32 protein-coding genes and 1 pseudogene are annotated in these 25945 nt (G+C 51.7%); 21 read left to right on the top strand and 12 right to left on the bottom strand.

Going from position 1 to position 25945, the window contains the following annotated elements:
* Positions 1 to 32: 32 nt before the first annotated feature.
* The 4 genes from R6H26_RS04385 (at position 33) to R6H26_RS04370 (ending at position 2362) form a co-directional block, all read left to right on the top strand.
* A complete protein-coding gene (locus R6H26_RS04385) occupies positions 33 to 371 on the top strand; it encodes an STAS domain-containing protein (protein ID WP_404788673.1) in 339 nt (112 codons plus the stop codon).
* A gap of 128 nt (positions 372 to 499) precedes the next feature.
* On the top strand, positions 500 to 934 hold the full coding sequence (locus R6H26_RS04380; RefSeq protein ID WP_404791203.1) for a Mini-ribonuclease 3: 435 nt from the start codon (positions 500 to 502) through the stop codon (positions 932 to 934).
* Positions 935 to 1011: 77 nt separating this feature from the next.
* Entirely contained in the window at positions 1012 to 1950 is a 939-nt protein-coding gene (rlmB, locus tag R6H26_RS04375) for a 23S rRNA (guanosine(2251)-2'-O)-methyltransferase RlmB (RefSeq protein ID WP_404788671.1), read from the top strand.
* Between the two features lie 127 nt (positions 1951 to 2077).
* On the top strand, positions 2078 to 2362 hold the full coding sequence (locus R6H26_RS04370; RefSeq protein WP_404788669.1) for a DUF1816 domain-containing protein: 285 nt from the start codon (positions 2078 to 2080) through the stop codon (positions 2360 to 2362).
* A 28-nt stretch (positions 2363 to 2390) separates the two neighbouring features.
* Here R6H26_RS04370 and R6H26_RS04365 read toward each other — a convergent pair whose 3' ends face one another.
* Positions 2391 to 3245 (bottom strand): alpha/beta fold hydrolase, encoded by an 855-nt coding sequence (locus R6H26_RS04365; protein ID WP_404788667.1) that lies wholly within the window; start codon positions 3243 to 3245, stop codon positions 2391 to 2393.
* Between the two features lie 92 nt (positions 3246 to 3337).
* Between R6H26_RS04365 and R6H26_RS04360 the strand changes: the two genes are divergently transcribed.
* From R6H26_RS04360 to speA, 3 genes are all read left to right on the top strand, one after another.
* Entirely contained in the window at positions 3338 to 3994 is a 657-nt protein-coding gene (locus R6H26_RS04360) for a YdcF family protein (RefSeq protein ID WP_404788665.1), read from the top strand.
* Between the two features lie 555 nt (positions 3995 to 4549).
* Positions 4550 to 5284, top strand: coding sequence for a DUF928 domain-containing protein (locus R6H26_RS04355; protein ID WP_404788663.1), 735 nt, complete (start codon positions 4550 to 4552; stop codon positions 5282 to 5284).
* Between the two features lie 70 nt (positions 5285 to 5354).
* Complete coding sequence (gene speA, locus R6H26_RS04350; RefSeq protein ID WP_404788662.1) at positions 5355 to 7346, top strand: biosynthetic arginine decarboxylase; 1992 nt, start codon at positions 5355 to 5357, stop codon at positions 7344 to 7346.
* 335 nt (positions 7347 to 7681) lie between these two features.
* Here the strand turns inward: speA and R6H26_RS04345 are convergent, their stop codons facing one another.
* The gene (locus R6H26_RS04345; RefSeq protein ID WP_404788660.1) at positions 7682 to 7942 is read right to left on the bottom strand and encodes a site-specific integrase; all 261 of its coding nucleotides are present in this window, start codon (positions 7940 to 7942) and stop codon (positions 7682 to 7684) included.
* A 309-nt stretch (positions 7943 to 8251) separates the two neighbouring features.
* On the opposite strand from R6H26_RS04345, the gene R6H26_RS04340 reads away from it, so the two are divergent.
* The 5 genes from R6H26_RS04340 to R6H26_RS04320 all read left to right on the top strand — a co-directional run bounded on the left by R6H26_RS04340 (position 8252) and on the right by R6H26_RS04320 (position 10782).
* A complete protein-coding gene (locus R6H26_RS04340; protein WP_404788658.1) occupies positions 8252 to 8935 on the top strand; it encodes a class I SAM-dependent methyltransferase in 684 nt (227 codons plus the stop codon).
* Between the two features lie 487 nt (positions 8936 to 9422).
* Positions 9423 to 9734 carry an AAA family ATPase gene (locus R6H26_RS04335; RefSeq protein WP_404788656.1) on the top strand — a complete coding sequence of 104 codons (312 nt, stop codon included), beginning with the start codon at positions 9423 to 9425 and terminating at the stop codon, positions 9732 to 9734.
* Positions 9735 to 9848: 114 nt separating this feature from the next.
* Positions 9849 to 10124: a hypothetical protein gene (locus R6H26_RS04330; RefSeq protein WP_404788655.1), complete on the top strand. Its 276-nt coding sequence runs from the start codon at positions 9849 to 9851 to the stop codon at positions 10122 to 10124.
* Positions 10121 to 10489 carry a hypothetical protein gene (locus R6H26_RS04325; protein WP_404788653.1) on the top strand — a complete coding sequence of 123 codons (369 nt, stop codon included), beginning with the start codon at positions 10121 to 10123 and terminating at the stop codon, positions 10487 to 10489. Before R6H26_RS04330 ends, R6H26_RS04325 begins: the two co-directional genes overlap by 4 nt.
* 134 nt (positions 10490 to 10623) lie before the next feature.
* Positions 10624 to 10782 (top strand): DUF4926 domain-containing protein, encoded by a 159-nt coding sequence (locus R6H26_RS04320; protein WP_404788652.1) that lies wholly within the window; start codon positions 10624 to 10626, stop codon positions 10780 to 10782.
* 176 nt (positions 10783 to 10958) lie between these two features.
* Here the strand turns inward: R6H26_RS04320 and R6H26_RS04315 are convergent, their stop codons facing one another.
* The gene (locus R6H26_RS04315) at positions 10959 to 11846 is read right to left on the bottom strand and encodes a DUF1003 domain-containing protein (RefSeq protein ID WP_404788650.1); all 888 of its coding nucleotides are present in this window, start codon (positions 11844 to 11846) and stop codon (positions 10959 to 10961) included.
* A gap of 220 nt (positions 11847 to 12066) precedes the next feature.
* Between R6H26_RS04315 and R6H26_RS04310 the strand changes: the two genes are divergently transcribed.
* Positions 12067 to 12945 carry a DUF4349 domain-containing protein gene (locus R6H26_RS04310; RefSeq protein ID WP_404788648.1) on the top strand — a complete coding sequence of 293 codons (879 nt, stop codon included), beginning with the start codon at positions 12067 to 12069 and terminating at the stop codon, positions 12943 to 12945.
* Here the strand turns inward: R6H26_RS04310 and ispD are convergent.
* Positions 12930 to 13643 (bottom strand): 2-C-methyl-D-erythritol 4-phosphate cytidylyltransferase, encoded by a 714-nt coding sequence (gene ispD, locus R6H26_RS04305; RefSeq protein ID WP_404788646.1) that lies wholly within the window; start codon positions 13641 to 13643, stop codon positions 12930 to 12932. The two genes, R6H26_RS04310 and ispD, sit on opposite strands and share 16 nt — an antisense overlap.
* A gap of 220 nt (positions 13644 to 13863) precedes the next feature.
* Here ispD and R6H26_RS04300 point away from each other — a divergent pair, with 220 nt between their 5' ends.
* Positions 13864 to 14832 (top strand): glycosyltransferase family 9 protein, encoded by a 969-nt coding sequence (locus R6H26_RS04300; RefSeq protein ID WP_404788645.1) that lies wholly within the window; start codon positions 13864 to 13866, stop codon positions 14830 to 14832.
* 4 nt (positions 14833 to 14836) lie between these two features.
* Here the strand turns inward: R6H26_RS04300 and R6H26_RS04295 are convergent, their stop codons facing one another.
* From R6H26_RS04295 to R6H26_RS04280, 4 genes are all read right to left on the bottom strand, one after another.
* Positions 14837 to 15019 carry an NblA/ycf18 family protein gene (locus R6H26_RS04295; RefSeq protein ID WP_404788643.1) on the bottom strand — a complete coding sequence of 61 codons (183 nt, stop codon included), beginning with the start codon at positions 15017 to 15019 and terminating at the stop codon, positions 14837 to 14839.
* A 69-nt stretch (positions 15020 to 15088) separates the two neighbouring features.
* Positions 15089 to 15862, bottom strand: coding sequence for a hydroxyacylglutathione hydrolase (gene gloB / locus R6H26_RS04290; RefSeq protein WP_404788641.1), 774 nt, complete (start codon positions 15860 to 15862; stop codon positions 15089 to 15091).
* Positions 15859 to 17214: a bifunctional UDP-N-acetylglucosamine diphosphorylase/glucosamine-1-phosphate N-acetyltransferase GlmU gene (gene glmU, locus R6H26_RS04285; protein ID WP_404788639.1), complete on the bottom strand. Its 1356-nt coding sequence runs from the start codon at positions 17212 to 17214 to the stop codon at positions 15859 to 15861. The genes gloB and glmU overlap by 4 nt, the downstream gene beginning before the upstream one ends.
* 135 nt (positions 17215 to 17349) lie before the next feature.
* Positions 17350 to 17661 carry a hypothetical protein gene (locus R6H26_RS04280; RefSeq protein ID WP_404788638.1) on the bottom strand — a complete coding sequence of 104 codons (312 nt, stop codon included), beginning with the start codon at positions 17659 to 17661 and terminating at the stop codon, positions 17350 to 17352.
* Positions 17662 to 17849: 188 nt separating this feature from the next.
* Between R6H26_RS04280 and R6H26_RS04275 the strand changes: the two genes are divergently transcribed.
* From R6H26_RS04275 to R6H26_RS04255, 5 genes and pseudogenes are all read left to right on the top strand, one after another.
* Positions 17850 to 18068 (top strand): REP-associated tyrosine transposase, encoded by a 219-nt coding sequence (locus tag R6H26_RS04275; RefSeq protein WP_404788636.1) that lies wholly within the window; start codon positions 17850 to 17852, stop codon positions 18066 to 18068.
* A 718-nt stretch (positions 18069 to 18786) separates the two neighbouring features.
* Positions 18787 to 18990 (top strand): annotated as a pseudogene (locus R6H26_RS04270) (SulP family inorganic anion transporter); the annotation flags it as partial.
* 143 nt (positions 18991 to 19133) lie between these two features.
* The gene (locus R6H26_RS04265) at positions 19134 to 20246 is read left to right on the top strand and encodes a sodium-dependent bicarbonate transport family permease (RefSeq protein ID WP_404788634.1); all 1113 of its coding nucleotides are present in this window, start codon (positions 19134 to 19136) and stop codon (positions 20244 to 20246) included.
* 84 nt (positions 20247 to 20330) lie between these two features.
* On the top strand, positions 20331 to 20663 hold the full coding sequence (locus R6H26_RS04260; protein WP_404788632.1) for a P-II family nitrogen regulator: 333 nt from the start codon (positions 20331 to 20333) through the stop codon (positions 20661 to 20663).
* 715 nt (positions 20664 to 21378) lie between these two features.
* Entirely contained in the window at positions 21379 to 21534 is a 156-nt protein-coding gene (locus R6H26_RS04255) for a hypothetical protein (protein ID WP_404788630.1), read from the top strand.
* Positions 21535 to 21609: 75 nt separating this feature from the next.
* Here R6H26_RS04255 and R6H26_RS04250 read toward each other — a convergent pair whose 3' ends face one another.
* A complete protein-coding gene (locus R6H26_RS04250; RefSeq protein ID WP_404788628.1) occupies positions 21610 to 22110 on the bottom strand; it encodes a pentapeptide repeat-containing protein in 501 nt (166 codons plus the stop codon).
* Between the two features lie 81 nt (positions 22111 to 22191).
* Positions 22192 to 22368, bottom strand: a complete 177-nt coding sequence (locus R6H26_RS04245) for a hypothetical protein (RefSeq protein ID WP_404788627.1) — start codon at positions 22366 to 22368, stop codon at positions 22192 to 22194.
* Positions 22369 to 22694: 326 nt separating this feature from the next.
* Here R6H26_RS04245 and R6H26_RS04240 point away from each other — a divergent pair, with 326 nt between their 5' ends.
* Positions 22695 to 22943: a hypothetical protein gene (locus tag R6H26_RS04240; protein ID WP_404788625.1), complete on the top strand. Its 249-nt coding sequence runs from the start codon at positions 22695 to 22697 to the stop codon at positions 22941 to 22943.
* Entirely contained in the window at positions 22924 to 23739 is an 816-nt protein-coding gene (locus R6H26_RS04235; protein ID WP_404788623.1) for a hypothetical protein, read from the top strand. The genes R6H26_RS04240 and R6H26_RS04235 overlap by 20 nt, the downstream gene beginning before the upstream one ends.
* Before the next feature lie 2 nt (positions 23740 to 23741).
* Here the strand turns inward: R6H26_RS04235 and R6H26_RS04230 are convergent, their stop codons facing one another.
* Together R6H26_RS04230 and R6H26_RS04225 are read right to left on the bottom strand one after the other, a co-directional pair.
* Entirely contained in the window at positions 23742 to 24905 is a 1164-nt protein-coding gene (locus R6H26_RS04230) for a DUF58 domain-containing protein (RefSeq protein WP_404788622.1), read from the bottom strand.
* A 140-nt stretch (positions 24906 to 25045) separates the two neighbouring features.
* Complete coding sequence (locus tag R6H26_RS04225; RefSeq protein ID WP_404788620.1) at positions 25046 to 25888, bottom strand: mechanosensitive ion channel family protein; 843 nt, start codon at positions 25886 to 25888, stop codon at positions 25046 to 25048.
* Positions 25889 to 25945: the final 57 nt, after the last annotated feature.

The following is a 25945-nucleotide window of genomic DNA, read 5'->3' as shown; positions in this document are numbered from 1 at the left end:
CTATTCCTGAGCAATTAAACCTGACCGTTAGCTTGCGAGGCACACGGGACGTCAGGGATAACTATCAGCTATTTCGCCTCACAGGTTTGCTAGACGCTTTCTCAGAGCCCGTTTTTCTGAAGGTGATGACAAAGTGTCTGGAAGAGCAGCCTGCCAATATCATTTTAGATCTGTCCAAGATCGATTTTATTGATAGCTCTGGACTGGGCGTCTTAGTGCGTCTGGCCAAGCAGATGCAGAATGCGAAGGGTTCTTTTCAAATTGTAACGAACCCCCGCGTGACCCAAACGGTCAAGCTAGTCAGACTCCAGGATTTTCTGTCCCTCCAGACTAGCGTTGAAACGGCGATCGCCAATCTTCCCGCCAGCTAACAACTGTTGTAAACTCTAGAGCGACAGCTTGGAGAAGGCTTCGAGCGTGCCGCGATACCGATCGTTCAAATGGGCCAAAATTTGCTGACCGATTTTTCCCTTGGGAAGTGTAACGAGGTGTCGTGACAATGCACCCGTTGTTTCCGTTGAAGGTGCCCTATCCTTTAGCTGCCAATACGGCCCAAACCCTCTCTCCTGCCGCTCTTGCCTACCTGGGCGATGCCGTTTACGAACTCTATATTCGCACCCAATACCTGCTGCCGCCCGCGCGCATTCGAGACTACCACCAGCAGGTCGTGAGCTGCGTCCGGGCAGAAACCCAGGCGGCTTTTGTCAAGGCACTAACGCCCGCTCTGACCCCGGAGGAAATCCGAATTTTAAAGCAGGGGCGCAATGCCGCCACGGGTCAACCCAAGCGGTTGAGTCTAGAGACTTATCAGTATGCTACGGCCTTGGAAACTCTCGTAGGATATCTTTACTTAACGGATACGGATCGGCTGCACGAGCTGCTCGGGCGTTTCTGTCTGAGCGAATTGACCGACCCCGAGGGATCGCTCCCCTAACTGCTCGCATGTTTCTGCTCTAGCAGTATTACCCATCTTTTTAGTATGAAGCGCTATATCTTATGAGGAACGTCCCCATGCCTAAATCACCTAAAGGCAAGCCCAAGCTTGCGGGAGGCCGCTCCAAACACAGCAGCGGCGGCAGCGCGCGTCCGTCCCGGCCTAAGTTTCAAAAGCCCGTTTCGGTCAGGAAAGTTTTGGCCCCAGTCTCGGACAGGACAGAATCGCCGTCCGTCCCGGCCCCAGCGGTCGAAGAAGAGTCCAACGACTTGATCTACGGGCGCAATACCTTGCTGGCAGCCTTGGAGGGCGATCGCGCCCTCAATCGCGTCTGGGTGGTGCCACATTTACGCTACGACGCAAAGTTTACAGCCTTACTCGATCGAGCCAAACGAAAGGGGACGGTCATCGACGAGGTAGATAACAAACGCCTCGATTTCATTACCGAACAGGCCAGACATCAGGGGATCGCGGCCCAGGTGGCCAGCTACGATTACCTAGATTTGCCGGACCTGATCGCTCAAGCTAAAGCTGCCACCGATAGCCCTGTCATTGTCGCCCTCGACAGCATGACCGATCCCCATAATTTGGGTGCGATTATCCGCACGGCAGAAGCGTTGGGAGCGCAGGGTATTGTCATTCCCCAACGACGGGCCGTCGGGATCACGTCAACCGTCGCCAAGGTGGCAGCAGGAGCGTTAGAGTCGATTGCTGTGGCGCGAGCGATCAATCTCAATCAGGCACTAGAGCAGCTTAAGGAAAGCGGGTTCTGGATCTACGGACTGGCGCCCAATGCCAGTCAATCTTTGCACAAAGTGACCTTAAACGGACCCATTGTTTTGGTGGTAGGCGCTGAAGGCGAAGGCTTGAGCTTACTGACCCAGCGTCACTGCGACGTGTTGACCTCCATTCCGCTGCAAGGCAAGACTGCGAGTTTGAATGCTTCGGTTGCGGCGGGAATGGCCCTTTACGAGATTTTTCGCCAGCGATGGTTACACAGAGTACATCATGTTTAGCGGTAACTCTGAAAGACTGTAAGAAGGGATAACAACAAAAAAAAATATTTCCATTTTTGCCTGGCGCGTGGAAACGAGCGCCGTTTAGGAGGTTAACATTTTGATAGTTGTACAAAAGACAGGGTCCATGAGTTTAAAAGGCCAGTTGGCATACTTGCTAAATCGTGTAGGTTTGGCGTGGTGGATTGAAGTCACCACGCAATCGCCAAAGTGCGTTTATTATTTTGGACCGTTTGCTTCATCCGAGGAAGCGAAAGAAGAGTTGCCAGGGTATCTAGAAGATCTGAACCACGAAAGTGCCGAGGGAATTCAGGCCGTTGTAAAACGCTGTCAGCCTGCCGAGCTCACCATTTTTGACGAGCCAGAACGCCTGAGTGCCGGACAGCAGCGCTTCAGTCAGCAGACCCTCTGACGACTTGTTTTGCCCGCGTTGCTGGCGTCTACAGACGGCCTTGCTCGGCGTTGAAATGCGTCCGCAACCACTCCTGAATATCTCGATTGACGCGTGCCGGAATTTCCCATGGAAATAGGTGTGCGGTCTCTGGGTAGCAAATCCACTGGCTGTTTTTCAGGTGCTGAGCGGTCTCGTAGCTGGCCTGGGTCAGAATGTGACGGTCCTCAGCACCGCTGAGAACCAGACAGGGGCAGTCCAAAGCTGCTAAGTCGGGGATGCGGTTGTAGTGCTGCGCTAGGGCGCGGTTCAGTGCGTTATGGGCATGGCGAGAAGTTTTGACGGTCGCCGGGCCACCTGCTCGGGCTAAAAACCGATAGGCGGTCGGGTTGTGTTGAGCGAGCAGATACTTAAGAAGCGATTGCCGTCCAAAGGTGTCGATATTCCAGTGCCAGCCTGGTTTGAGCCAATTCAAGCCCCCTGCAAGGAGGGTGAAGAGGAGTTCTAAAGCCGTTGGCGGCGGAAGGTTGCTTATGGGACGAGCAGCAGTCCCTACCAGGATGAGGCCGGGAAATCGAGTTGGATTGCGCAGGGCCAATTCCATTGCCAAAATACCGCCTAAAGACCAGCCCAGGATCGGGCATTCTTCGATCCCCAACCTATCCAGTAACGCCTCTAGGTCCGTCAGATGATCTTGCATGGTAAACGGGGTTCGGGTCCGGCTTTTGCCATAGCCCCGCAAGTCAGGTGCAATGGTCCAAAACTGTTCCGATAGCGAATCGGTAAATACCCCCATGCAGTCCGCCGATCCCGGATGGCCGTGAAGACAAAGGATGGGAAACCCTTTGCCTTGTTGCCGGACGGATAGCGGAAATGGCGTGGAGGGAGCGTTAGCTGGGGACATTTTTGGTAAAACCTAACGGATCTGATGGAGGGAGCAAAAAAATCTTGCTATACTGGGTCCGCTTTGTTGACTTCCGCTACCCTTAAAGCACAATGCCAGAGCAGCATCTCTCTCGTCAAACGGCCTCTCGTCAAACGGCTAGCGGAAGTCCTCTGGGGGAGTTGAGAGTGCTTAAACAAAAACAAAAAATAAAACAGAAACGCCGACGGCAACTCAAGCTGCGTCGAGTTGCCGTCGCAGCATTGTTGGGGGGTGGCTTAGCCTACTTTCAATTCAAACCTTTGCCTAAATCTCCTGAAGCGGTCTTAGTGCTTGGGGGCGAACCGAGTCGGGAGCAATTCGCGGCGGAGTTCGCAAAACAACATCCGGGATTGCCGATTTGGGTGTCTGGGGGCAGCAATCCCGAATATGCGGAGTGGGTCTTTCGTCAGTCTGGCGTTTCTGAGGGGCTGATTCACTTGGACTACGATGCAGTCGATACCCTAACCAATTTCACCACGATCGTAGATAAGCTGCGATCGCAAAACATTCGCAGCGTTTATCTCATTACTTCCGACTACCACATGCGACGGGCGCAGGTCATCGGACAAGTCGTGTTAGGCAGCCGAGGGATTCAGTTCCAGACCGTCTCGATCCCCACTCGCAAACCTTCCGAGCCTTTCGAAAAGGCTGTTTTTGATGGGTTGCGGGCAGTGGTATGGGTAACGACAGGAGAGACGAGTTTAGCCCTCAAGCAAGAATTTCAATAATTTCTTCTAGGTATATTCTAGCGATCGAGAATTACGCGATCCCAGCAACGATGGCTGCCTTTGGGACGCGGGTGCGAGCGCAGGCAAGCTCGCGAACGGGCGCAATCGAGATCTATAAGTTCTTAGAAACGGATTCAATCCGAATGTTATTAAATATCCCGGAAATATCGCCGTCAATGTCTATATATTTGGCTAATAGCGGATCTTGCAAGGACTTAACAATTTTTTCTTTGTTTGAAACCTGTGTATCTTCGCGATGATTGTTGGATTCTGAGGAATCATCAGATTTCTTAAACATACTAGTTTTAAAGAGGAGCTTTAGAGTCAGGGTACCCAAATTCCCGGCTGACCTGACACGCTCGGTCATTTCCAAATGGCAAAATGCTTCCTCAGCCGAGAGAAAAGTTTTACAGTTCCCCCGATTTGAAGCAACTGTATCCGGTGACGAGAATCACCCTGAGGAACGATTTAGATCGTCGAGATCCTCTACTTCTGCCCTTATGGTGAAAAGACAAAGATTATCCCTTGGATTATTGTCTTTCACGGTGCTTACCCATGGCTACAACCTATTTATTGCGCTGGACGGCGATCGCCCTGTCGGTCGCGCTTGCGGGCATTGCTTTACAGCCATTGCCCAGCACGGCTCGCTCCCGCTATCGGCCTCCATCGAATCTGGTGCGCCCAGCAGGTCGGCAGGGGGCAGCGACGCGGACGGATTGTGCCAAGGCAGGTTTTACCTTTGCGCCCGTCGTACCTGAATCCAACTACGGCCTGACTGCGGCTGAATATCCCACGCTCTACTGGTATCACGTCAACCATCAGTTTTCCTGGGCCAGGTTCGAATTGTATGCAGCCCAGCCGCAGACCCTCGAACTAGAATCCGATCCCATCTATCAAACCACCTTCCGCCTCAATCGGGAGACCCGCTTGGCCAGCCTGACACTTCCGGCTGCGGTAGGTCTGCCACCCCTTGCGCCGGGCCGAGACTACCTTTGGAAAGTAACCCTGATTTGCTCCCAAGGGGGACCGGATGATGACATGGCGAGCGGCTCTCAGCGCAGCGTTCAGGGTTGGATTGCGCGGGTTGCCCCTGAAGCGGGGTCGAACGCTAAGGTGGCGAACGCTTCGGATCGTTACGATGGCTACAATGCTTACGCCGAGAAAGGTCTATGGTACGACGCCATTCACGACCTCGCGGTCCGGCGGAAACTGCAACCTCAAAACGCACAATTGAGGCTCGACTGGCGCGATCTTTTGCAAGAGACGCGCTTAAAGTCTGCTGACTTGTAACTTCTGTCAAGGCGATGGGCAAGTGCGTTAAACTGGCTTGCGTTGATGCTGTCAGAGGGTAAGGCAAAAGATGGGTGCAAAGCCAAAACAGAAAGAACCATTGGCCGTTCGCGCAGAAACAAACGGTCGCGCCCACCCATCCGAACAGAGTGCCTCTGAGCTACCCTCTCCTGCGGTCTGGTCTGTGGAAGACAGCGAGACGCTTTACCAGATTCGAGGTTGGGGCGAGCCTTATTTTTCGGTCAACGAAGCGGGGCACATCCTCGTCGCGCCGAAGGGCGATCGCGGGGGTTCGCTCGACTTGTACGACCTCGTCAATGCCCTGAAACAGCGAAACATTCACCTGCCGCTCCTCATTCGCTTTGCCGATATTTTAGAAGACCGGATCGAGCGTCTCAACGCCTGCTTTGCTAAAGCGATCGCCCGCTATAACTATTCTGGTGTCTACCGGGGCGTGTTTCCGGTAAAGTGCAACCAGCACCGCCATTTGATCGAAGATCTCGTGCGGTTCGGGAAGTCCCACCAGTTTGGGTTGGAGGCGGGATCTAAACCGGAATTGATGATTACCCTAGCCATGCTGGACACGCCGGGGGCGCTGCTGATCTGCAATGGCTATAAAGACCGCGAGTATATTGAAGCCGCGATTTTAGCCCAGCGGCTCGGGCAAAAGTGCATCATCGTGCTAGAACAGGTCGAAGAAGTAGATTTGGTGATCGAGTCCAGCCGCAAACTGGGCATTGCGCCGATCGTGGGGCTGCGGGCAAAGCTGACGGCAACCGGAGAAGGGCGCTGGGGGACTTCGGCAGGCGATCGTGCGAAGTTTGGCCTCACGATTCCCGAAATCATTCAGGCGGTAGAAAAGTTCCAGGGGGCAGAACTACTGAACTCGCTTCAGTTGCTGCATTTTCACATTGGTTCTCAAATTTCTTCCATTGGCACGATCAAAGAGGCCCTCAAAGAAGCCAGCCAAATTTACGTGGAACTGGTCAAACTGGGCGCGCCGATGGGGTACTTGGACGTGGGCGGCGGTCTGGCAGTGGACTACGACGGATCCAAGACCAATTTTTCCGCCTCCAAAAACTACAACATGCAGAACTACGCCAACGATGTCGTGGCCCAAATCAAAGACGCCTGCACCGTTGCCAATATTGCCGGACCCACCCTGATTAGCGAGAGCGGACGGGCGATCGCCTCCCACCAATCCGTCCTGGTCTTCGATATCGTGGGTACCAGCGAAGTGGTGATGGAAGAACCCGAACCGATGCGCCCCGACGAATCCTTGACGATTCAGAATCTCTACGAAACCTACCAATCCATCAGCGTCGATAACTACCAAGAAGCCTATAACGACGCCATTCAGTTCAAAGATGAGGCGATTAACCGCTTTACCCTCGGCTACTTGAGCCTGAGCGATCGGGCGCGGGCAGAACGGCTGTACTGGGCCTGCTGCCATAAAATTATGGACATCGCGCGCCAGCAAAAGTACGTCCCCGACGACCTAGAATCCCTCGAACAGAATATGGCTTCCATTTACTACGCCAATCTGTCCGTCTTTCAATCCGCTCCCGATATCTGGGGCATCGATCAGCTCTTTCCGGTTTTGCCGATTCATCGCCTGAACGAAGAACCCACCCATCGAGCGACTTTGGCAGACCTCACCTGCGATAGCGACGGCAAGATCGATCGATTTATCGATCTCAAGGATGTCAAGACGTTGCTAGAGCTACATCCGATTGAAGCGGACAAACCTTACTACCTGGGGATGTTTCTCAACGGAGCCTACCAAGAAATCATGGGGAATCTGCACAACCTGTTTGGCGACACCAATACGGTGCACATTCGCCTAACGCCCAAGGGCTACCGGATCGAGCATGTCGTCCGGGGCGATACGGTGCGGGAGGTATTAGGCTACGTCCAGTACGATGCTGACGATCTGCTCGAAAATATCCGCAATCGAGCTGAATTGGCGCTCCAAGAAGGCAAAATTACGCTTGCGGAATCTCAGCTTTTGTTAAAAAACTACGAGAAGAGTTTAGGTAGCTATACTTATCTCAAACCTTGAGCCATGTTGGGTTAGCGTTAGATCGAGGGTTTTCCCAGCCCATTTGCAATCTGGTCAATTGACGTGGCATGGATTGCAAATAGCGATCTCTCCTGAAGCATAAATTTTAGAGCGATCGCAGGTCTTGGCAAGCAGGCGATCGCAGTCCTCCGGTATCGCTATGACGGGCGATCGCATCTCTAACTGTGTCTGACGAAACGCCAATCGTAGTCCCCATTTCGAATCCCAAGAGAGATCGCAGTACTTTGGTAGAGCTATAGCGGGCGATCGTATCTCTCCAACCTCTACGGCTCCAAATCCTTCGGCTAGATCCTGTTGGTGAATCCGTTTCGCAATCAGTAGACGTATTTTTCTACGGCTAGATGGGAAAGGTACTGACGAATTTCTTCGACTCCCAGTTCGCGGGGCGATCGCATCTGGTGATAGCGTAAATAGTCTTTGATGTAATAAAGGTAAGACTTTTCGGTTTTGGGGCTGAAGTGCTTGAGGCGAAACGTAGCGTGGATACGCTCGAACAGTTTTGGAGGCTCCGACATGGATAGGATATTGAGTGAAGGGTTTATGGGCGTGGCATTGCCCAGTCTTAAGATTCCCAAACACAGACTCCCAATTTCAGTAAATTACTGGATAATGTCCCTAGGTCGGAGTTATCCGACTTTATCTGGACAATGTCCTTATCTCAGAATTATACGGATTAGGTCGGATAACACCTCTAATGCCAGAATTATCATCCGTCATCGGTATAATATATAGTTAGCTGGCTTCGTACAGAGCTTGCACTCGTGCTTATCAGTCGTCAGGGAGTGCGAGAGCGCTTAGGAGATAGTGGTGAGAGGCGACGGCGGGTGTGGGAGAGTGAATTGAGGAGGCGATCGGGAGCGAGATCCAGCTAACACATAAGTCGAATGATAATGAATTCGGAATTCTTACGCAACTGGGAAGACGACGCTAGGAGCATTTCCTCGCGTTACTTTGAGAAAATCACTAAGGAAGGCTTAGGTTCGGCAAAAAGTCTTGGACAGCGAACCGATCGCAAGGACTTTCTTTTTCACGAACACCTATTTCAAAATATTGAATTATCCCTTCCGTGTTCCTTCCTCGACATTGGATGTGGCAAAGCCGATCTGCTGAAATTCCTTAACGATGCGTACCCGAATTGTGCCATCCAGCGATATCTTGGAATTGATATAGTCCCGGAGTTTATCCAATTCTCACGGAGAGCGTATCCAGCATTTGAATTTCAACTATCAAATTTCATCTCGGAACAGTTTGCCCCTGACAAAAAGTTTGATATTGTACTCGCGCTCGGAGTTCTTGTATCCCGTGTACGGAATTATCAAGACTACATTCGAGCCTTCGTTGAGAAGATGACTAGCGTTTCTTCCCATGCGGTATTGTTCAATTTAATTACAGAGGTCGATCCAGACTCACCTCACTATATGCATTCTTTAGAAATCGGACACTCTACCTACTTACCATTAGAGGAACTTGGATGCATACTTGCGTCGTTGCAGTGTTCTCAATGTCAACTTTATCAAGAACACCTTTTTCCAGATGCGACTGACACATTCGTTCAAATTTTTGTTTGAGATTATCTCCTGGATTCAGGGCATCAAATCAAAGCGATGGTGCGATCGGTTGAGGCAGTGTGAATGAGCGCGATCGATTAGGAGGGAAGAGTAAGATCCATGAAAGCGATCGGAGCAATAGCCAGCTAACACGACGTTGCAACCGACGGAACGGGGCAATCGGTTGGAGTTGAGATAACGTGCCGCCGTTGAACTTTGCCGTTAGACCGCTTCTTCTACTTGTTTAGAAATGGCGATTAAAGTCACTAAAATTCTTACTTAGATTGGGTTTCAAGGATTTTTGAACTTATTACCTAACAACTCTATTTATTAAGTAGTTTTCTATGGCAACAGTACACCTTTTACATGGTTTCACAGGCGCAGGCAAAACAACCTATGCGAAGCAACTAGAACATGAGATTAGTGCAATACGTTTTACGCCTGATGAGTAGATTGTTAAGCTGTACGGGAATCATCCACCAGTAGAGTATTTTGCTGCCTTAAAAGAGTGATAGATCTTATTTGGCAAGTAGCAGCCCAAATTATTTACCTTGGACAAGATGTTATTCTTGATTTTGGTTTCTGGAGCCGAGAATCACATGACGAAGCACGCGAAAAGGCACGAGTCATGAAAGCTGAGGTCAAACTCTACTATATTTCTGCGCCAGAGGACATAATGAAAGAGCGAGTAATACAAAGAAGTAATGTATTACCTGAAGGTGCTCTGATTATTGATGATTATGCTTTTGAGGTGTTCAAAAGTCGTTTCGAGAAACTTGGTCAAGATGAGTCTCACATTGTTGTTTCTGCTACCGCTTAACTAAGGATTGCAGGGAATATTAGACTCGACCCAATCGAGTGCGTGCAGCCACATACGTTAGAGGCGATCGCTCAAGTTAAAATAGAGAGGCACAGTTGAGACGAGGTCAACCTTATGGCAGTTCGACAGCCCCGATATAGCAAAGAAGAGTTTGCTCGACGTGGAAACGAAATCTATGATGCTCAGGTACGATCGCAAGTTGAAGCAGACAATCATGGGAGGATTGTGGCGATCGACATTGAGACTGGAGCCTTTGAGGTTGCGGATGATTTGTTGGCAGCATCAAAACACCTCCTAGCTCGATTGCCGAATGCACAGACGTGGTTTGTTCGCATTGGGTATCCAGCAGTCGATCACTTTGGTGCGCGGAGTTTAAGAACGACGCGATGATGCAAGGAATTGTGAATCAGAGTTGTGAGGCGACGTTACCGATTGTCATCAAGAATAATGCGACAACACAACTTGTAGATACCGTGATTGACACGGGATTTTCTGGCTTCTTAACCTTGCCATTTGATATTATCTCTGCTCTAGAACTCAGTTGGGAAGGTCGTGATGTTGCGACATTAGGTGATGGTACTTCCTGCACTTTTGAGGTCTACATGGCGATCGTGATCTGGGATGGGCAATATCGCGAGATTTACGTCAATGAGTCGGAAACCGTTCCTCTGATTGGTATGAGGCTATTGCGTGGCTACGATCTACGGATTCAAACAATCGAGGGGGGAACGGTTACGATTGAATCCTTGAAGTAAAGCAAAATGGTCAGTGAGGCGTGTCTAACCAGGGTTTGCAGCGTATGGTCTCAACACTCTGGTGATACTCGAAAATCCTTGCCACCGCTAGAAATCCAAGCCGTTATCCTCTCTAATGCTTGGTGGTGATATGAGTGACGAAGAATAGAGCCAAATTGCTAGATGTCGTAGCTTTGACAGTAGACTTGCCTGAATACAACTTGTGGCGTGGGCAAGTCGGAACCATATTTGAGCTACTGGCTGGTGGTGCAGCGTTTGAGACGCCCAAAGCAAATCATGGTACTGCATTTTGACCCAACATCGCCTGACTTAAAGTCTGAAATGGCTACAGCCTAATATTTAATGTGTGGAACAAGAAAAGGGCGATCGATTTTTTACTACTTCAGAGCAGCAATCCTTTGGTAACAGCCACGCGATCGCACAGAGTTCTGCTGCAATGATTTACAGATTTTAACGATCTCCCTCAGACTTAATGTTCCAATCGATCCGAGTTGGGCGTCCCTGGGCTTTCTAGACGACTGAGTCGCTCGTGGGTTTCCATCCGAAATTCACCGAGCTCTCGCAGGAGGGTTTCGATATTGACCTCGTTTTTGAGGTTGATTTCGTAGTCAATTTTGGCGTGGGTGCGATCTTTGAGCACCTGTCGGTTTTGACTCATCACGATCAAGGGACCTTGCAGGGCCACTAAAATCGCCAGCAGCAAGTTAAAAAATACGTAAGGGTAGGGGTCTAAGGGGGTTTGATAGAGAGTGACAGAGTTAATCGCCATCCAACCTAAGGTGATGCCGAGAAGCAGGAGAATGAACAGCCAACTGCCATTCAAGGCTGCAACCTTGTCGGCAATGCGATCGCTCCAGGTCAGCTTGCTATCGTACTCTAGCTCCATGTCTTTGGTGGCGCGCTGCGACAGCAGCATAGAAGTGGCGCGCAGGCGATTGGAAAGCGTTTGCAAAAGGGCGATCGCCACGTGGGGATGGCGATCGATGTAGTAGAGCAACGTGGCCTGAGTGATTTCCAGCACTTCCACATCCGTGGTGGCAAGGGCGCTGGCACTGCGGGGTCGATCGTCGAAGAGGGCCAGCTCTCCAAAGTATTCGCCTCGCGAAATATCTTTGAGGGAAATCCGGCGAGAAGCTTCCCCCGGCAGGTAAATGTTGACCGCGCCGCTCGCGACGACGTACATGATGGAACCTACTTCTCCATAGTTAAAAATAATTTCGCCCGCTCGATATGTGTGAAGTTCGACCCGTTGAGCCAAAAAGGTTAAATCCTGGCGGCTGATGCCCGCAAACAGATCGATGCTCTCGAGCAGGCGGACGATATCTTGAAGCTGGGTAGAGGGGTGACGAACAGACATAGTAAAAAGCCTGGATCGGGGAACCATCAATGTTCTTAGTGTTGCATTCTCTCTTGAAAATTCAGAGCGATTGCACCGCACGCAATAAAATTCGTTGCTTAAACTGTAACCAATCTTCAGGACGGTCTAGCTCGAGCTGATAATAGGGCCTAGCGGTGTAGCGGAGAAGTATGTAATGGACGGCAATAAATGCAGATCGGGGCTAATCATTGCCAGTGTTATGGCAGGGCAGGTTTTACTGGGAAGCTGTTCTGCTGCGGTTAATGAGACGCGGCAAGAAGCGCCGATGTCTTCTCCTGCTGCGGATTTAGCGGCGAAGGTGCCGGACAATAGGGCACTACAGCAGAATCTCGCGCAAACTGCTTCGCAATCTAAGGTCATTGCAGCCCAACCCAAGGCTCAGTTGATCAAAACCGCCAATCTAGAACTCCGGGTGCAGAATGTCGAAGCGACGATCCAGAAAGCGACTGCTATCGTCGCAGCGCGCGGCGGCGACCTGCTAGAGCTACAGGATCGGGTACCTGAAGATGCGAACGACCGTCGCACCGCTACGTTTAAGTTTCGCGTGCCCCAGTCTCAACTGGATGCAACTCTGGCCGACTTGGTCGAGATCGGCACCGTCGATACGCGCTCTATTCAAGCGCAGGATGTAAGCACCCAAATTGTCGATTCCGAGGCGCGACTGCGGAACTTGCGCAAATCCGAAACGATGGTTTTAGGCATCATGGAACGTTCGGGTTCGGTGTCGGAGGTGCTGAAGGTTTCCCAAGAGCTGGGGAATATCCGCAGTCAAATCGAGCAAATTCAGGCCCAAGTCCAGAGCTTAAAAGGACAAGTGGCTTACTCGACCGTCAATCTCACGCTGAAAGCGGCGATCGCCCAAAATCAGCAGGCAGAACCCCTAGGCGATCGCCTCCAGGAAACCTGGTCTCAGGCCACGCATGCCGTCGGCGAAACGACCGCAAACTTGCTGCGCCTCGCACTGTGGCTTTTGGTCTTCAGTCCTTACTTACTGGGCGGAGCGGGCTTAATTTGGCTGGCGAAAAAGGGGCTGTCTCGCTCGAAACGGCCTGCTACACCCACTCAAGCCTCTGAGTAAAGCCCTGCATCCAAAGACGCTAAACGCTGGCGCAAAATTAAGGTCGCGATCGCCAAATCTTCCGGCGTCGTAATCTTCAGATTGGTTTCCTCCCCAGGCAGGATGTGGACGGGCAGGTCGAACTTCTCAAATAGCGCCGCATCGTCCGTCACCTCCCATCCCCGGCGGCGACCCTCCTCGTGACAAGCCTTGAGCTTTTCCACATCGAACCCCTGCGGCGTTTGGGCGGCCCATAGCTGCGCGCGATCCGGCGTCGAACAGATCTGGCGCTGGGCATCGACGACCTTGATCGTGTCCTTAACCGGAACCGCCGCCACAAAACCCGCGTAGGTGTCCAACGCCGCCGCACAGCGATCCAGCAAATCTGGGGTTGCTAAAGCGCGGGCGCCATCGTGGATCAGCACCTGCTTTGCTTCGGGTGGTAAAGCTTGCAGCCCGTTGTAGACCGACTCCTGACGCGTTGCGCCGCCCTGGATGAGGACGACGGGCTTAGATAGCCCTAATTCCTCTAACAGCGACTCCCATAACGGCCAGTCCGTCGGTTGCCCGATCAGGCCAATCCAGCGGATCGCGCTTGCGGACTCGGCAGCCAGTAGGGTCCAGGCCAAAATCGGTTTTTCTAAGAGGCGCAACCGCAACTTATTGCGATCGCCCCCCATTCGTTTTCCCATACCCGCCGCTGGAATCAGAAGATGCATTGAGTCCCCTACTTAGCGCCATCTCGCGCCGATCGCTCAGATTCTAGAATAGCAGCAGCATCCTAGAAGACCGAGAAAACCTCAGGTTGCAAAGTAAGATAAGAACCTAGCCGACCCGATCGGGTTAAACCGTTCCGGTTCAGGTCATCGACTACAATGGAGGGCGGTCCTTCTCGCACTCATTTTCATTTAGCCCACGTTTTAGATACCCAATTTACGCATGACTCGCTTACTAGCCCTGATTCCCGGCGGAATTGGCGACCAGATGCTCTGCTTTCCGATGCTCGAAAGCCTTCAGCACCAGTATCCCCAAGCCCAGATTGATGTGGTGGTAGAACCCCAGTCGAAAGACGCTTACCGCGTCAGCCAAGTGGTAAAACAAGTTTTGACCTATAGCTTTTCGGGTCGCACTGGCCCTGCCGATTGGGGCAATTTGATCGGATGGGTGCGCGAACGCGAATACGATGCCTTAATTTCGCTGGATAAAAGCTACTTTGGCGGCTTGCTGCTTTGGTTGACGGGCGTTCCCACGCGAGTGGGCTTTGCCGGCCAGCCTGGCTCTATTTTTTTGACCGATACGGTACCGCTCAAGGCCGATCGGTATGCGGCCCACCGATACCACGACCTGCTCGGCGGCCTGCACGTGCGGCGCAACTGTCCGCCGCTGTCTATTAACGTGCCGCGCAAAGATATCGAATGGGCCGAGGTCGAGCAGAAACGACTGGGGATTGATTTATCCCAGGGCTATATCGCAATTCATGGCGGCTCTGCCGTCGATCGCGACACCAAAGGGCCAGACAGTATCTATCCCGGACCTAGCTGGCGATCGCTCGTTAAAGGGCTGCAGGACCGCCAGCCTGATTTGCCCGTAGTCTTGGTCCACGCCCCGCAAGATCGAGACTGGTTTCGAGCCGTTCTAGAGGGTTTGCCTGGGCTTAAAGTGAGTACCCCGGAAGACCTCGGTAAATTTGCCGCCATGGTGGCGAGCGCTCAATTGATGGTGTGTACCGATTCCGACGCGATGCATTTAGCCGTCGCCGTTGGAACGTACCTATTTGCTTTATTTGGCCCGACCAATCCAGCCTTGGTTCTGCCCGAGGACAAGCGCGTTACCGTCATGCGATCGCCTACGGGCAAGGTCGCCGATATTGCACCCATTCAAGTGTTAGAAAAAATCTGGAGCCAGTAGGCGCTCAAGCGCTAATGCCGAGCTGCTCCATCAGAAAGCCTTTGTACATCGTCTCCTTAACCACCATCTGCTGGTAGAGATCGACTAAAAAATCTTGGGCTTGCTCTCTCGATAGGTCCTTAACTTGTTCTGCAAACGCGCGGATGTTGAACTGCTGCTCCAAGGAAAGCTCTAAAGGCGTATTCATAATCACCCCAAGAAGTAGAAGATGTTTGCTTTAGTTTGCCCAAGCTCGGGCAAAACTAAACGCGCTCCCTCAAAACCGATCTTTCATCCCCCGCAGTCGCGCAAAGCTCTGAACCGGATCTTGGGTTTTCATCGCTTGCATGAGTGCGGCATCGTCCCAGCGCAGGAAAGGATTCGTTTGCTTTTCGAGACCCAACTGCGAAGGGATAGTCGCGTCTTGTCGCTCGCGCATGGCCTTCACTTCTTCAAAGCGCCGATGCAAAGATACGTTTTGAGGGTCTACCGTCAGTGCAAATTTCAAATTGTTCGAGGTGTACTCGTGGGCGCACCACACCCGCGTGTTATCGGGCAAATGGCGAATTTTGCTTAAAGAATCGACCATCTGGGCGGGCGTGCCTTCAAACAAACGACCGCAGCCGCCGGAAAAGAGGGTATCGCCGCAGAATAAATCCCCCGGCTCGTGGGGTGCGATCGCCGGGAAATAGTACGCAATATGGCCGCTGGTATGACCGGGTACGAACAACACTTCTGCGGTTCGCGCGCCAAAGGGAACGCGATCGCCTTCGCGGAGGAAAACCCGCTGCCCTGGAATGCGGCCTCGGTCGGATTCGCTAGCGCAGACGGTCGCGTCTGGGAAATGCCCCAGCAACGTTTGATTTGCGCCCACGTGATCGCGGTGGTGATGGGTGTTGAAAATAGCGACGAGCGGTGCCTTTAATTCGGCCAACTTTTTCAGCACTGGCCCTGCTTCGGCAGGATCGACAACCGCAGCAACGTTCTGCTGCGGGTCGTGGAGTAAAAAAATATAGTTGTCGCTGAGGGCAGGCAGACGGTATATCTTCATTCTTTAGATTTTAACCGCCATCCCGGCTTGACGACTTGGCGGGCGCGGGCAATCACGAGGGCATCGTCCCCGACGTTCTCTGTCACCGTGGAACCCGCTGCAATATTGACATCAGCACCGATCGTCAGGGGTGCGACCAAAACACTGTTAGATCCCGTTTTAGTCCGATCGCCGATGACCGTCTTGTGCTTGTTGACGCCGTCGTAATTGGCCGTAATGGTACCCGCGCCAATATTGACCTGCGTGCCCGTCGTGGTATCGCCCAAGTAGGACAGGTGCGTGACGTTGGAGCGATCGCCCAAGCGGGTATTCTTCAGCTCCACAAAGTTGCCAATGCGGCAGTCGCAACCCACTGCTGCTTGACCGCGCAGGTGAGCGTAAGGCCCGATGGTGGTATCCGCTGCAACGGTGCTGTCTCGAATCACAGAGAACAGGATAGAAACGCGATCGCCGATGATGCCATTTTCCACCATCGATCCAGGCCCAATGCGGCAGTCCGACCCGATCGTCGTGTTGCCCCTGAGGTGCGTTTGCGGCTCGATGATGACATCGGAGCCGATCGCGACCGTATCGTCGATGGTAATGCTCGCAGGGTCGATGAGGGTGACGCCGCGCGCCATCCAATCGTCTTTGATCCGCGCTTGCAACATTTGATAGGCTTCGGCCAACTGCTTGCGATCGTTAATGCCCGAAATTTCCTGATGGTCGCGAACGTCCACGGCCATGACCGGGCTTAAAAAGTTAACGGCATCGGTCAGGTAGTACTCTTTCTGGTCGTTCTCGGCACTCAAGTTCGGCAGGACGCCCTTGAGGGCGGACCAGCGAAAACAATAGACGCCCGCATTAATGCGGTGGTTTTGGCGCTGGGCTTCGTTGCAGTCGCGATCTTCAATGATGGCCTGAAGGTAGTTCTGCGCGTCGCAGAAGACGCGACCGTAACCCTTTGGCACGGGCAGTTGCGCGGTGAGGATCGTGGCAGCATTTTGCTGCTGGCGGTGGGTTTCTAAGAGTTGCGCGAGGGTTTCGGGGCGCAGCAGGGGCACGTCGCCGTTGAGAATCAGCAGGTCGCCTTCAAAGTTTTGCAGGGCTGGAATGACTTGCTGGGCAGCGTGTCCGGTCCCGAGCTGTTCGGTTTGCTCGATAAATTCCACATCGGTGCGGTGCTGGAGCGCGGCTTTAACGCGATCGGCCCCGTAACCGACGATCACGAGCCGACGCGAAGGATTGAGGGACTCAACGCTGTCCAGCGCTCGTTCCACTAACGTCCGCCCCCCTAGGGGATGCACCACCTTGGGAAGCGTTGACTTCATGCGGGTTCCACGACCTGCTGCCAATATCGCTACTGCAATCATGCTCTGTTCCTAGCCAGTCACCAACGGCACAGTATAACGCGGTTTGACCTGCTTTCCCATGCCCGAGCGTTAAGGATGCTGGGGGAAAATCAGCATCCTCAAACGCGAATGGAATGACGTCAGAGCATCGGCGCGCTAGGGATGGACGGCAATCTGGGTGCTGGCGATCGTCCCAACCTTTTTCGCGTCAACTCGATGGGGAACTGAAGCTGTAAAGTAAAAGCCGAGCTGACTGCCTTCGACGGTATTGCCAGCCTGCATGGGAGGCGATGCGACGCTCAACACCCGGCATCCCGCCGGAACGATATCGACAATGGAGGCAGCCCCCTTAGGCCCGCACACCACGAGGGTCTTTGCCGATGCAGCGGGGCTGAGGGTCAAGGCCAGGGCACCTAATAGCCCTGCGGTTAAAGACAGAACTGCAATAGAAGCTTTGAATTTCAGCATAGGAATATCCTCTTAAAGTCTCGACGGAGGATTAGAGATGGGATGTCAATGTAGCGCATCCCTTAAGCTTTAGCCCTCTACCTTTAACCCTAGAGATACTTCCTGAGACAGGCCTGAGATTTGTATAAGTTGATACTGAATTTAGAAGTGGTAGCTTGGGTTAAGGCACGAAACCCAATGTCTAACCGATGGAATACCGCAGAGCAAAAATATCAGGCGGCACCTACTTTTTTACGTTAGTGACGCACCATCGGCGATCGTTTTTGTGCGAGACTGAGTCGCTTGTTTTGCTGAGGGAGTCTTTTAGGCATGTGATGGCGCGACATCCGTTTGCGATCGATGCGGTGGTAATTTTACCGAAGCATCTTCATTACATTTGGACGTTGCCGGAAGGGGATTCGGATTAATAAAACTGCAATCCGAATCTTTAGGTTCGGGAGCGGGTCTGCTTTCATACCCCGTCCGCTTGCGGCGGGGTTCTTGATTCTCATCTTTTGTCAGTCAACCAGGTCGTTATGGCAAACCACGCAAAAATCTAACATGCTTGAACTTTCAGCAGCTACCTGCGCACTTGTTTAAAGGCACTAAATCTGCAAGAACTTTCGCAATTGCTAGTAACAAATCTTTAAAACAAGCGATAATTTCGCAACCCAAATTCAGCTTATTTATGAGGGATAGAGAGACTTGCAAAGACTCGATATCGCTGGAGGCATAACGTCCAAGTTCAGCGGCGGCTAGTGACTTATGATTCCTGACAATAACCTTTATTTCGCCTCTGCAAAGACTTGTTGGGCTGCTGCCGCCGACCACTGGCTTCGCGGTGCCAGTGGATTAAAACCATAGAAGATCTCTATGCAGACAAACACCTTTTTTATGAGACTCAGTAAATATCGCTACCCAGAGTAGCGTACAGTTAAAAACAATCCAAATAGTTTATTTATTACGATTTAGTTTTTCAGAGCTTGAAGGCGCTCGGCAATGATTCTCGGTAGTTTGTTGTTGAGACTTCTTTGAGCGCGAGATCTCAGATGCCAGATTCCACTCTCCAGCCGATTTTTATCTATAGCCGATCTATGAAATGGGTCGATTCTAGTTAGTTTAATCTACCGTTCATTTACCTCAATAATGGAAATCACCAATCTCATCCGGTTTAATAACCTACGGGGCGATAGATTCGGCGGTTTCACGGTTGCCGTTGTCTCATTACCTCTGGCTCTGGCCTTCGGGGTGGGTTCCCTCGGTGGACTCTATGGGGCAGTTTGTAGCGGCTTTTTTGCCGCCCTGTTTGGCGGCACCCTAACGTCGATCCCTGAACCAACCGGGTCAATGCCGTAAACCCTGTCTACAGGTTCTCGTGCAACACCTGTGCTGTAGGGGTGAAGCGCCTCACTCTGATTCTCTTTAACTCTTTAGAGTTCAGTTCGTTCATTCATCGCAATACTCCTCCTCAGAGGAGACATAAGGAGGTATTAGTGGATTTTTTCTCCCTTTTTGTAAAGGATTTCGTGCAACAGTTACAGTCCCCAACACTCGCTTTTTTGATTGGTGGGATGGTGATTGCGGCTCTCGGAAGCGAATTGGTCATTCCCGAGTCGATTTGTACGATCATCGTTTTCATGCTGCTCACCAAAATCGGTCTGACCGGTGGAATTGCCATCCGTAATTCCAACCTGGCAGACATGGTGTTACCCATGATCTGTGCTGTAGTCGTAGGGATTCTGGTTGTCTTCATCGCGCGCTATACGTTGGCCAAGCTGCCAAAGGTCAAAGTCGTCGATGCGATCGCGACTGGGGGGTTGTTTGGAGCCGTGAGTGGATCCACGATGGCTGCTGGTCTGACGGTACTGGAAGAACAAAAAATTTCCTACGAGGCATGGGCTGGCGCACTCTATCCCTTCATGGATATCCCAGCACTCGTCACTGCGATTGTTGTGGCTAACATTTATCTCAACAACAAGAAGCGTAAAGAAGCAGCCAACTCTATCATGAAGACCGTTGCGGCTGGCGATTATCCCGATCGAAAAGAGTATCCCAGCAGCCGACAGGAGTATCTCAACGAGCAGAAGGGGGATGGGGAAAATCGGGTCAAGATATGGCCAATTATCGAGGAAAGCCTTCGGGGTCCTGCCTTATCGGCAATGTTGTTGGGCCTCGCCCTTGGCATCCTCACCCAGCCGGAAAGTGTCTATAAAAGCTTCTACGATCCCCTCTTTCGTGGTTTGCTTTCGATTTTGATGCTAGTCATGGGTATGGAGGCTTGGTCACGGATTGGTGAACTGCGCAAGGTAGCCCAGTGGTATGTCGTGTATAGCGTGGTGGCACCGTTTATTCACGGGCTGATCGCCTTCGGTCTCGGCATGATTGCCCACTACACCATGAACTTCAGCATGGGCGGCGTTGTGATTCTGGCTGTCATTGCTGCCTCTAGTTCAGACATCTCAGGTCCGCCCACGTTGCGAGCTGGCATCCCGTCAGCAAATCCTTCCGCCTATATCGGTGCCTCCACAGCCGTCGGTACGCCCATTGCGATCGGCTTGTGTATTCCGTTCTTCGTCGGTCTCGCCCAAGCGATCGGGGGTGTCTGAGCCCAGACGGGTCGCAGTCTGTCGGTGCTCCCTTACTCCGGCAGACCAAGCAGATTAATCTACATCTTTAAGGAGATCGCCAACATGTCTAAGAAAGCTAATAAGCTTGTCATCGTCACGGAAAAGGTTCTGATTAAAAAGGTCGCCAAGATCATTAATGAATGCGGGGCGACAGGTTACACGGTGGTGGATACGGGTGGTAGAGGCAGTCGCAACGTGCGCTCTACGGGTAAACCCAACACTGCCGACACCGATTCGAATGTCAAGTTCGAGATCCTCACCGAAAGTCGGGAGATGGCTGAGGATATTGCGGATAAGGTCGCACTCAAGTATTTCACCGATTTTGCGGGCATTGCCTATCTTTGTGAAGCAGAGGTTCTGTATGGGAGAAGTTTCTGTGGACCAGACGGCTGTTGAATCGAGACGACACAGGCCCAAAAAGCCGGGGGCATGCCCCGGCTTTTTGATAGCCTTGTTTCCTGTCTGCACTCCCAGTTTGATGATTTCCTCAAACCCTTAACCTTCATCGTCTTAAACTCATGATTTTGTCCAACATTTTGCCTTCTTTCAGTGGTAGCTTGGGTTTCGTGCCTCAACCCAATGTCTAATACCAATTTTGCAAAATCACGCTACAAATCCGATCCCCCATAGCCCCCTTAAAAAGAGGGAAATCTACTCATAGTCCCCCTTTTTAGGGGGATTTAGGGGGATCTTGATGTGTAGCCACGACAAGTAGATTTGGTATAACCGATGGAATACCGCAGAGCAAGAATATCAGGCGGCACCTACTTTTTTACGTTAGTGACGCACCATCGGCGATCGTTTCTGTGCGAGCCTTATTCTATCGATTTACTCAGACGGTCTTTATTGGTAAGTGATGCAGCGGCATCCGTTTGAGATTGATGCGGCGGTCATTCTGCCGGAGCATCTGCACTGCATTTGGACGTTGTCGGAAGGGGATTCGGATTATTCAATGCGCTGGCGTTTGATTAAGACTTTTTTTTCGCGACGGTGTGGGGATAAAGTACGAGGGGCTATTTCAGCTTCCAGACGGCGTAAGAAAGAGCAGGCGGTATGACAGCGACGGTTTTGGGAGCACTGTATTCGCGACGAGCGAGATTGGAGACGGCATGTGGAGTATATCCATTACAATCCGGTACGACATGGATTGGTGAAGGCACCTAAGGATTGGGAATATTCCAGTTTTCACAAGTATGTGCGGGAAGGGAAGTATGACGTGATGTGGGGGGCGGATACTTCGCTTGGGGTGGAAGAGGACTTTGAGTGAGTCGTTGTGGGGCATGGGTTTCGTTCCTCAACCCAGTCTACATTACTTCTCGCTGATCCACAATTTGTATCAGATTCAACTACCATATATTGGACCGACCTTAATGCTTCCGTCAGGCAAAGTAGTATTCCAGAAAAAAGCATTGAAGGCGAGAACGAAATTCAAATCCATAACATCTCTCAAAATAGTGTTGATCAGAATAGTGCGTTCCAGATTGGTACCATACATTCTGGCATTACTCAAAACAGCGTTAGTCAAGTTGGCTCCATCGAAATTGGCTCTAGCAAGACTACTATCTGTCAAATTTGTACCCCACAAACAGGCGTTCCTGAGATCAGCACTATCCAACTTAGCATTCCTGAGAGTAGCACCAGACAAGTTAGCACCTCTCAAGTTAGCTCCACTCAGATTGGTATTGCTGAGACCAGCACCTCTCAAGTTGGTGCAAATCAAGTCGGCACCACTCAAATCGCTGCCCATCAGGTTAATATATTCCAATTCAGACTCCCTCAAGCTAACTCCGCTGAAATCTCTGTCGCCAGTGGCATAGCGTCTGATTATTTCTTCTCTATCCATAACACTTCTCCTACATCAATTTACGAGATTAACAATACCGTACTCACTCTCTGGAATACAGCCCTCCAATCCACCACACCTTTAAACCTCAACATCGAGATCGCAGATCTCCCCACAGGCCAACTCGCCGAAGCCACCATCACAGGCTTCGACCCCACAGGCCGCCCCAACTCCGGCATCCTCTACCTCGACACCGACGCCAACGGCCTCGACTGGTACATCGACTCCACCCCCTGGGACAACACCGAATACAGCCAAACCCTAACCGATACTGCTTACCGCGCCACCGTCAACCTCAGAGGCAGTTTGAAAAGTTTCTCAGACATTACACTCGCCCCCCTAACCCCCCAATTCTGGGGGGAAATAAGCCTAGTTTTCGGAAATGACCTAATTTTCGGTGTTCTCCCCCCAGAATTGGGGAGCGGGGGGCTAATGCAGGGACGAATGAGGTCTTTCAAACTGCCTCTCAGCATCCTCAACGTATCACTCGGAACTCCCCTACAATTTAAAGTCCAAATTTTAATCCAGCAGCTAAACTGTGCTTATTGGCTCTAACGCATTCATTTCAGAGCAAGGGGTTTGCGATGGATCGGGTTCTAGAAAACGCATCTCAACAGTCCGCCACAGCTAGTCTAAGCCATGCCTCCGATCTGGCATTAGATGCATTAGCCCAGCAGAAAATAGAAGCCAGACTGCGATTGCTTGCGATGCCGCCAGAAGAAGCGCAGAGAATCGTCGAACAAACACTGTACCCCCAACTTTGGGAATGTCGCGCAGAAGATTACCGATGGGAAGAAAGCCTACCGAGCCACTATGGAGAAACTAACTCCTGAAGTTCTGAGAGAGATATTTATTGACCTTCAATCTGCAAACCTGGATGCAGTAGTGGTTGGCGGCCAAGCCGTCAACCTTTGGGCCTATCAGTATTCCGAACAAGCCCCGGAGCTAAAGCAATACCTCCCATTTGCCAGTGAAGACCTAGACTTTTACGGCGGACGGGTGGAAGCAATACTTTGCCAAGATGTTTTGGGCGGGAAGCTCAATCTCAATCGGGATTTTGACCCTAGCCCCAATGCCGGAGTGCTTTTGGTGAATCGCGAAGATAGGGTATTGAGAATAGATGTGTTAGCGTCGGTCTTTGGGCTAAACGATGCTGAAGTGGTCGGCTCAGCGCTGCTATTTATAGGGAAAGGGATTCTACAAGGAATACAGATTAAGGTTTTGCATCCAATTCTGTGTCTAGAAGGGAAGCTGAGGTGTCTTAGAGGATTGCCGCAAGGGAGCAGACAAGATCTAAAACATGCGTCCATATCCGCGATCTGCGTCAGAGAAATGCTGAAGGGGCTTTGTAATGCTGAAGATCCACGAATTGGATTAAAGCCCGTAGAGCGGATTTTAGACATTAACCTTCGAGAAGATGGGCTGAGCGCTTGGTATCGCCACCATCTGGAGGTTGAGAGGGCAATCCCCATTGAATATCTGAAGCAGTTGCCTAATGAAAAGTGGGAAAAGTTTTGTACGATCCGCTTCCCGCAGTGGGTCGAGCAGATCGGGGAAAAACGCGATCGCTATCTATCCGTCATGAAGCGAATTGAGGATAGGAGTAAGAGTAATCCTTCCGATGCATAATCTTAACCTTGATAAAGAGCCTTTTGAAGCTGAACTTGCAGGGGAGTTGCTGGAGAAATAGTAATACCTGCACGATCCAATGGCGCGGTAGAGTATGTTGGCCCAGATTCCCCTGTAGAAGCAGACTGCGGCCAAAAAATGTAGCGACTGCCCGAGGGGAGGGTTTTTATGCCTTCGGGGTTTGCCGTCAGCCAGATTACAGGCTGCTCCGGCAGCTTTTCGCCAGTCGGCTGCGGCTCAATTTGCGCCAGCACTTCTAAAGCCGGATGCATTCCCCGCACCAGTCCCCATTGCGGCGTCCAGAGCTGCGCCGCACCGTGGTGCTGGGTCGCGTAGCGAAAGAGAGAAGCTGCCGCCACGACCGCCTGCTCGAAACAATCGGAATGCCAGTTACCGTAGGTATCGAGAGCAATGATATAAGTATTCCCGCCGCTCAAGACCTCCATCTCCCGCACCCGCAACGCGTCGAACCGCGCGCTCGATCGCCAGTGAACCATCCGCATCGGGTCGCCTTTGCGGTAAGGGCGCAGCGATCGCGTCGAGCCGTCGTTCCCCGTTTGGGAACGGGGAACCTGCTGAAGCTGCTGCACCGATGGCCCGACCTCATCCAGGATGGGACAGCGGGCGAGGGGCAGTACCCTGGGATAGACCAGCACTTCGGTGGGAACAGCGCGCGCTTGACGGCTCCAAAATAAACCAAAAGGCGCGCCCGTCCTCAAGATGAGGGTCGTCCAGCAGTAGCGTCCGCGTCGCTCGGGTTCGAGGAGATAGTCCCAGCGATAGGTATCGTGCGGGGCGATCGCCTCCACTGCCACTTCAGGCGCGTTTCCGAGCGAGCTGGGGACCCGATCGCAGACCGTCAGCAACCCTTTTGTTTGGGCTGTGGGATTCTGTAAGTCAACCGCCACAAACAGAGCTTCGCCGACATGGACTGGAGAAACGGGCGATCGCGCGATTTTTATGCCCTTTAAAGCTCTCGCAGGCAGCACTGCCGATAGCAACAGCAACGCACCCCCCACACCGCTCAAAACGTAGAGCCAGCCCGCCATTGTATTTGTTGCGGCAATCCAGAAACAGACCGTTAGCCCCACGAGTACCCAGCCTGCATAGGCAGGCGCTGCACCCCGAGCTTCCAGCCAAGCCAATAACCTTTGGACGCGCTTCATAAATCGGTAGAAAAGTCAGACAGTTGTATTTACAATCATGCCCAAGTTGACCCGGATTCATCCCAGGTGCTGCCTTCAATCCCATCGCGCGCAACGGCTATCACTTCAATATCGGCTTCAAATTTGAAGACCAGTCCTTACTAATTCATCGATTGGGGAGTCGGTATTCCGTGGATGTGGACGTCTTGTTTGGTCGAGGGCACGGTAACCCCCTCCTCTCGAAATCGCTCGACCAGCCGCTCGTAGACGTGAAAATATACGGGCCAGTAGTTGCGAGACTCCGTCCACGGGCGAATCGCCAAACGGATGTAATTTTCCGCCAATTCTAAAACGCCAATTTCAGGCTTGGGGTCTTTCAAAATCCGAGCATCGGCACTCAATACGTCTGAAATAATGCTTTTGACATCCTGAAGATTGTCCTCGTAATCGATGCCAACCACCAAATCCACTCGCAAGCATCCCTTCGCCGAGCGGTTAACGATGTTGTCGTTAATTAACTTTGAATTGGGAATGACCACCAACCGATTGTCATCCGTCAAAACAAAGGTAGTAAATAGCTGAATTTCTTCGACAATCCCAGTAACGCCTGCCCCTTCAATTAAATCGCCGACGCGGAAGGGATGAAAAATAATGAGCAATATTCCAGCAGCAAAGTTAGACAGCGAACCCTGGAGGGCAAGGCCGATCGCGATACTGGCTGCCCCTAGCATTGCAACTAAAGAAGTGGTCTCAATTCCCAACAACCCCATAATCGTCAGGGCTACCAGTGCAATAACTCCGTAATAAGAAAAATGGCTGGAGAAAGAAATGAGGCTGGCATCCATACGGGCTTTGGTCATTATTTGACGAATCACCCGCTGAATTTGCGTGGCACACCAGCGTCCCCCATAAAAAAGCGCTATAGCCCCTAGCAGACGTAACGCAATAGCAGCAATTTCAGGTTGAAACTGAGCTAGGGAAGCACTGAATGCTGTTCCATTCATAATCTTTGTCTCCTCAATCTTTTCCGCTCCGAGTTATCAGAATTATCCCTAAGCCTG

This window comes from Altericista sp. CCNU0014 (assembly GCF_044923475.1).
Taxonomy (GTDB): Bacteria; Cyanobacteriota; Cyanobacteriia; order Thermosynechococcales; family Thermosynechococcaceae; genus JAAURS01.
The sequence above is the reverse complement of the archived record's forward strand: the minus strand, read 5'-3'. Positions and strand labels throughout refer to the sequence as shown.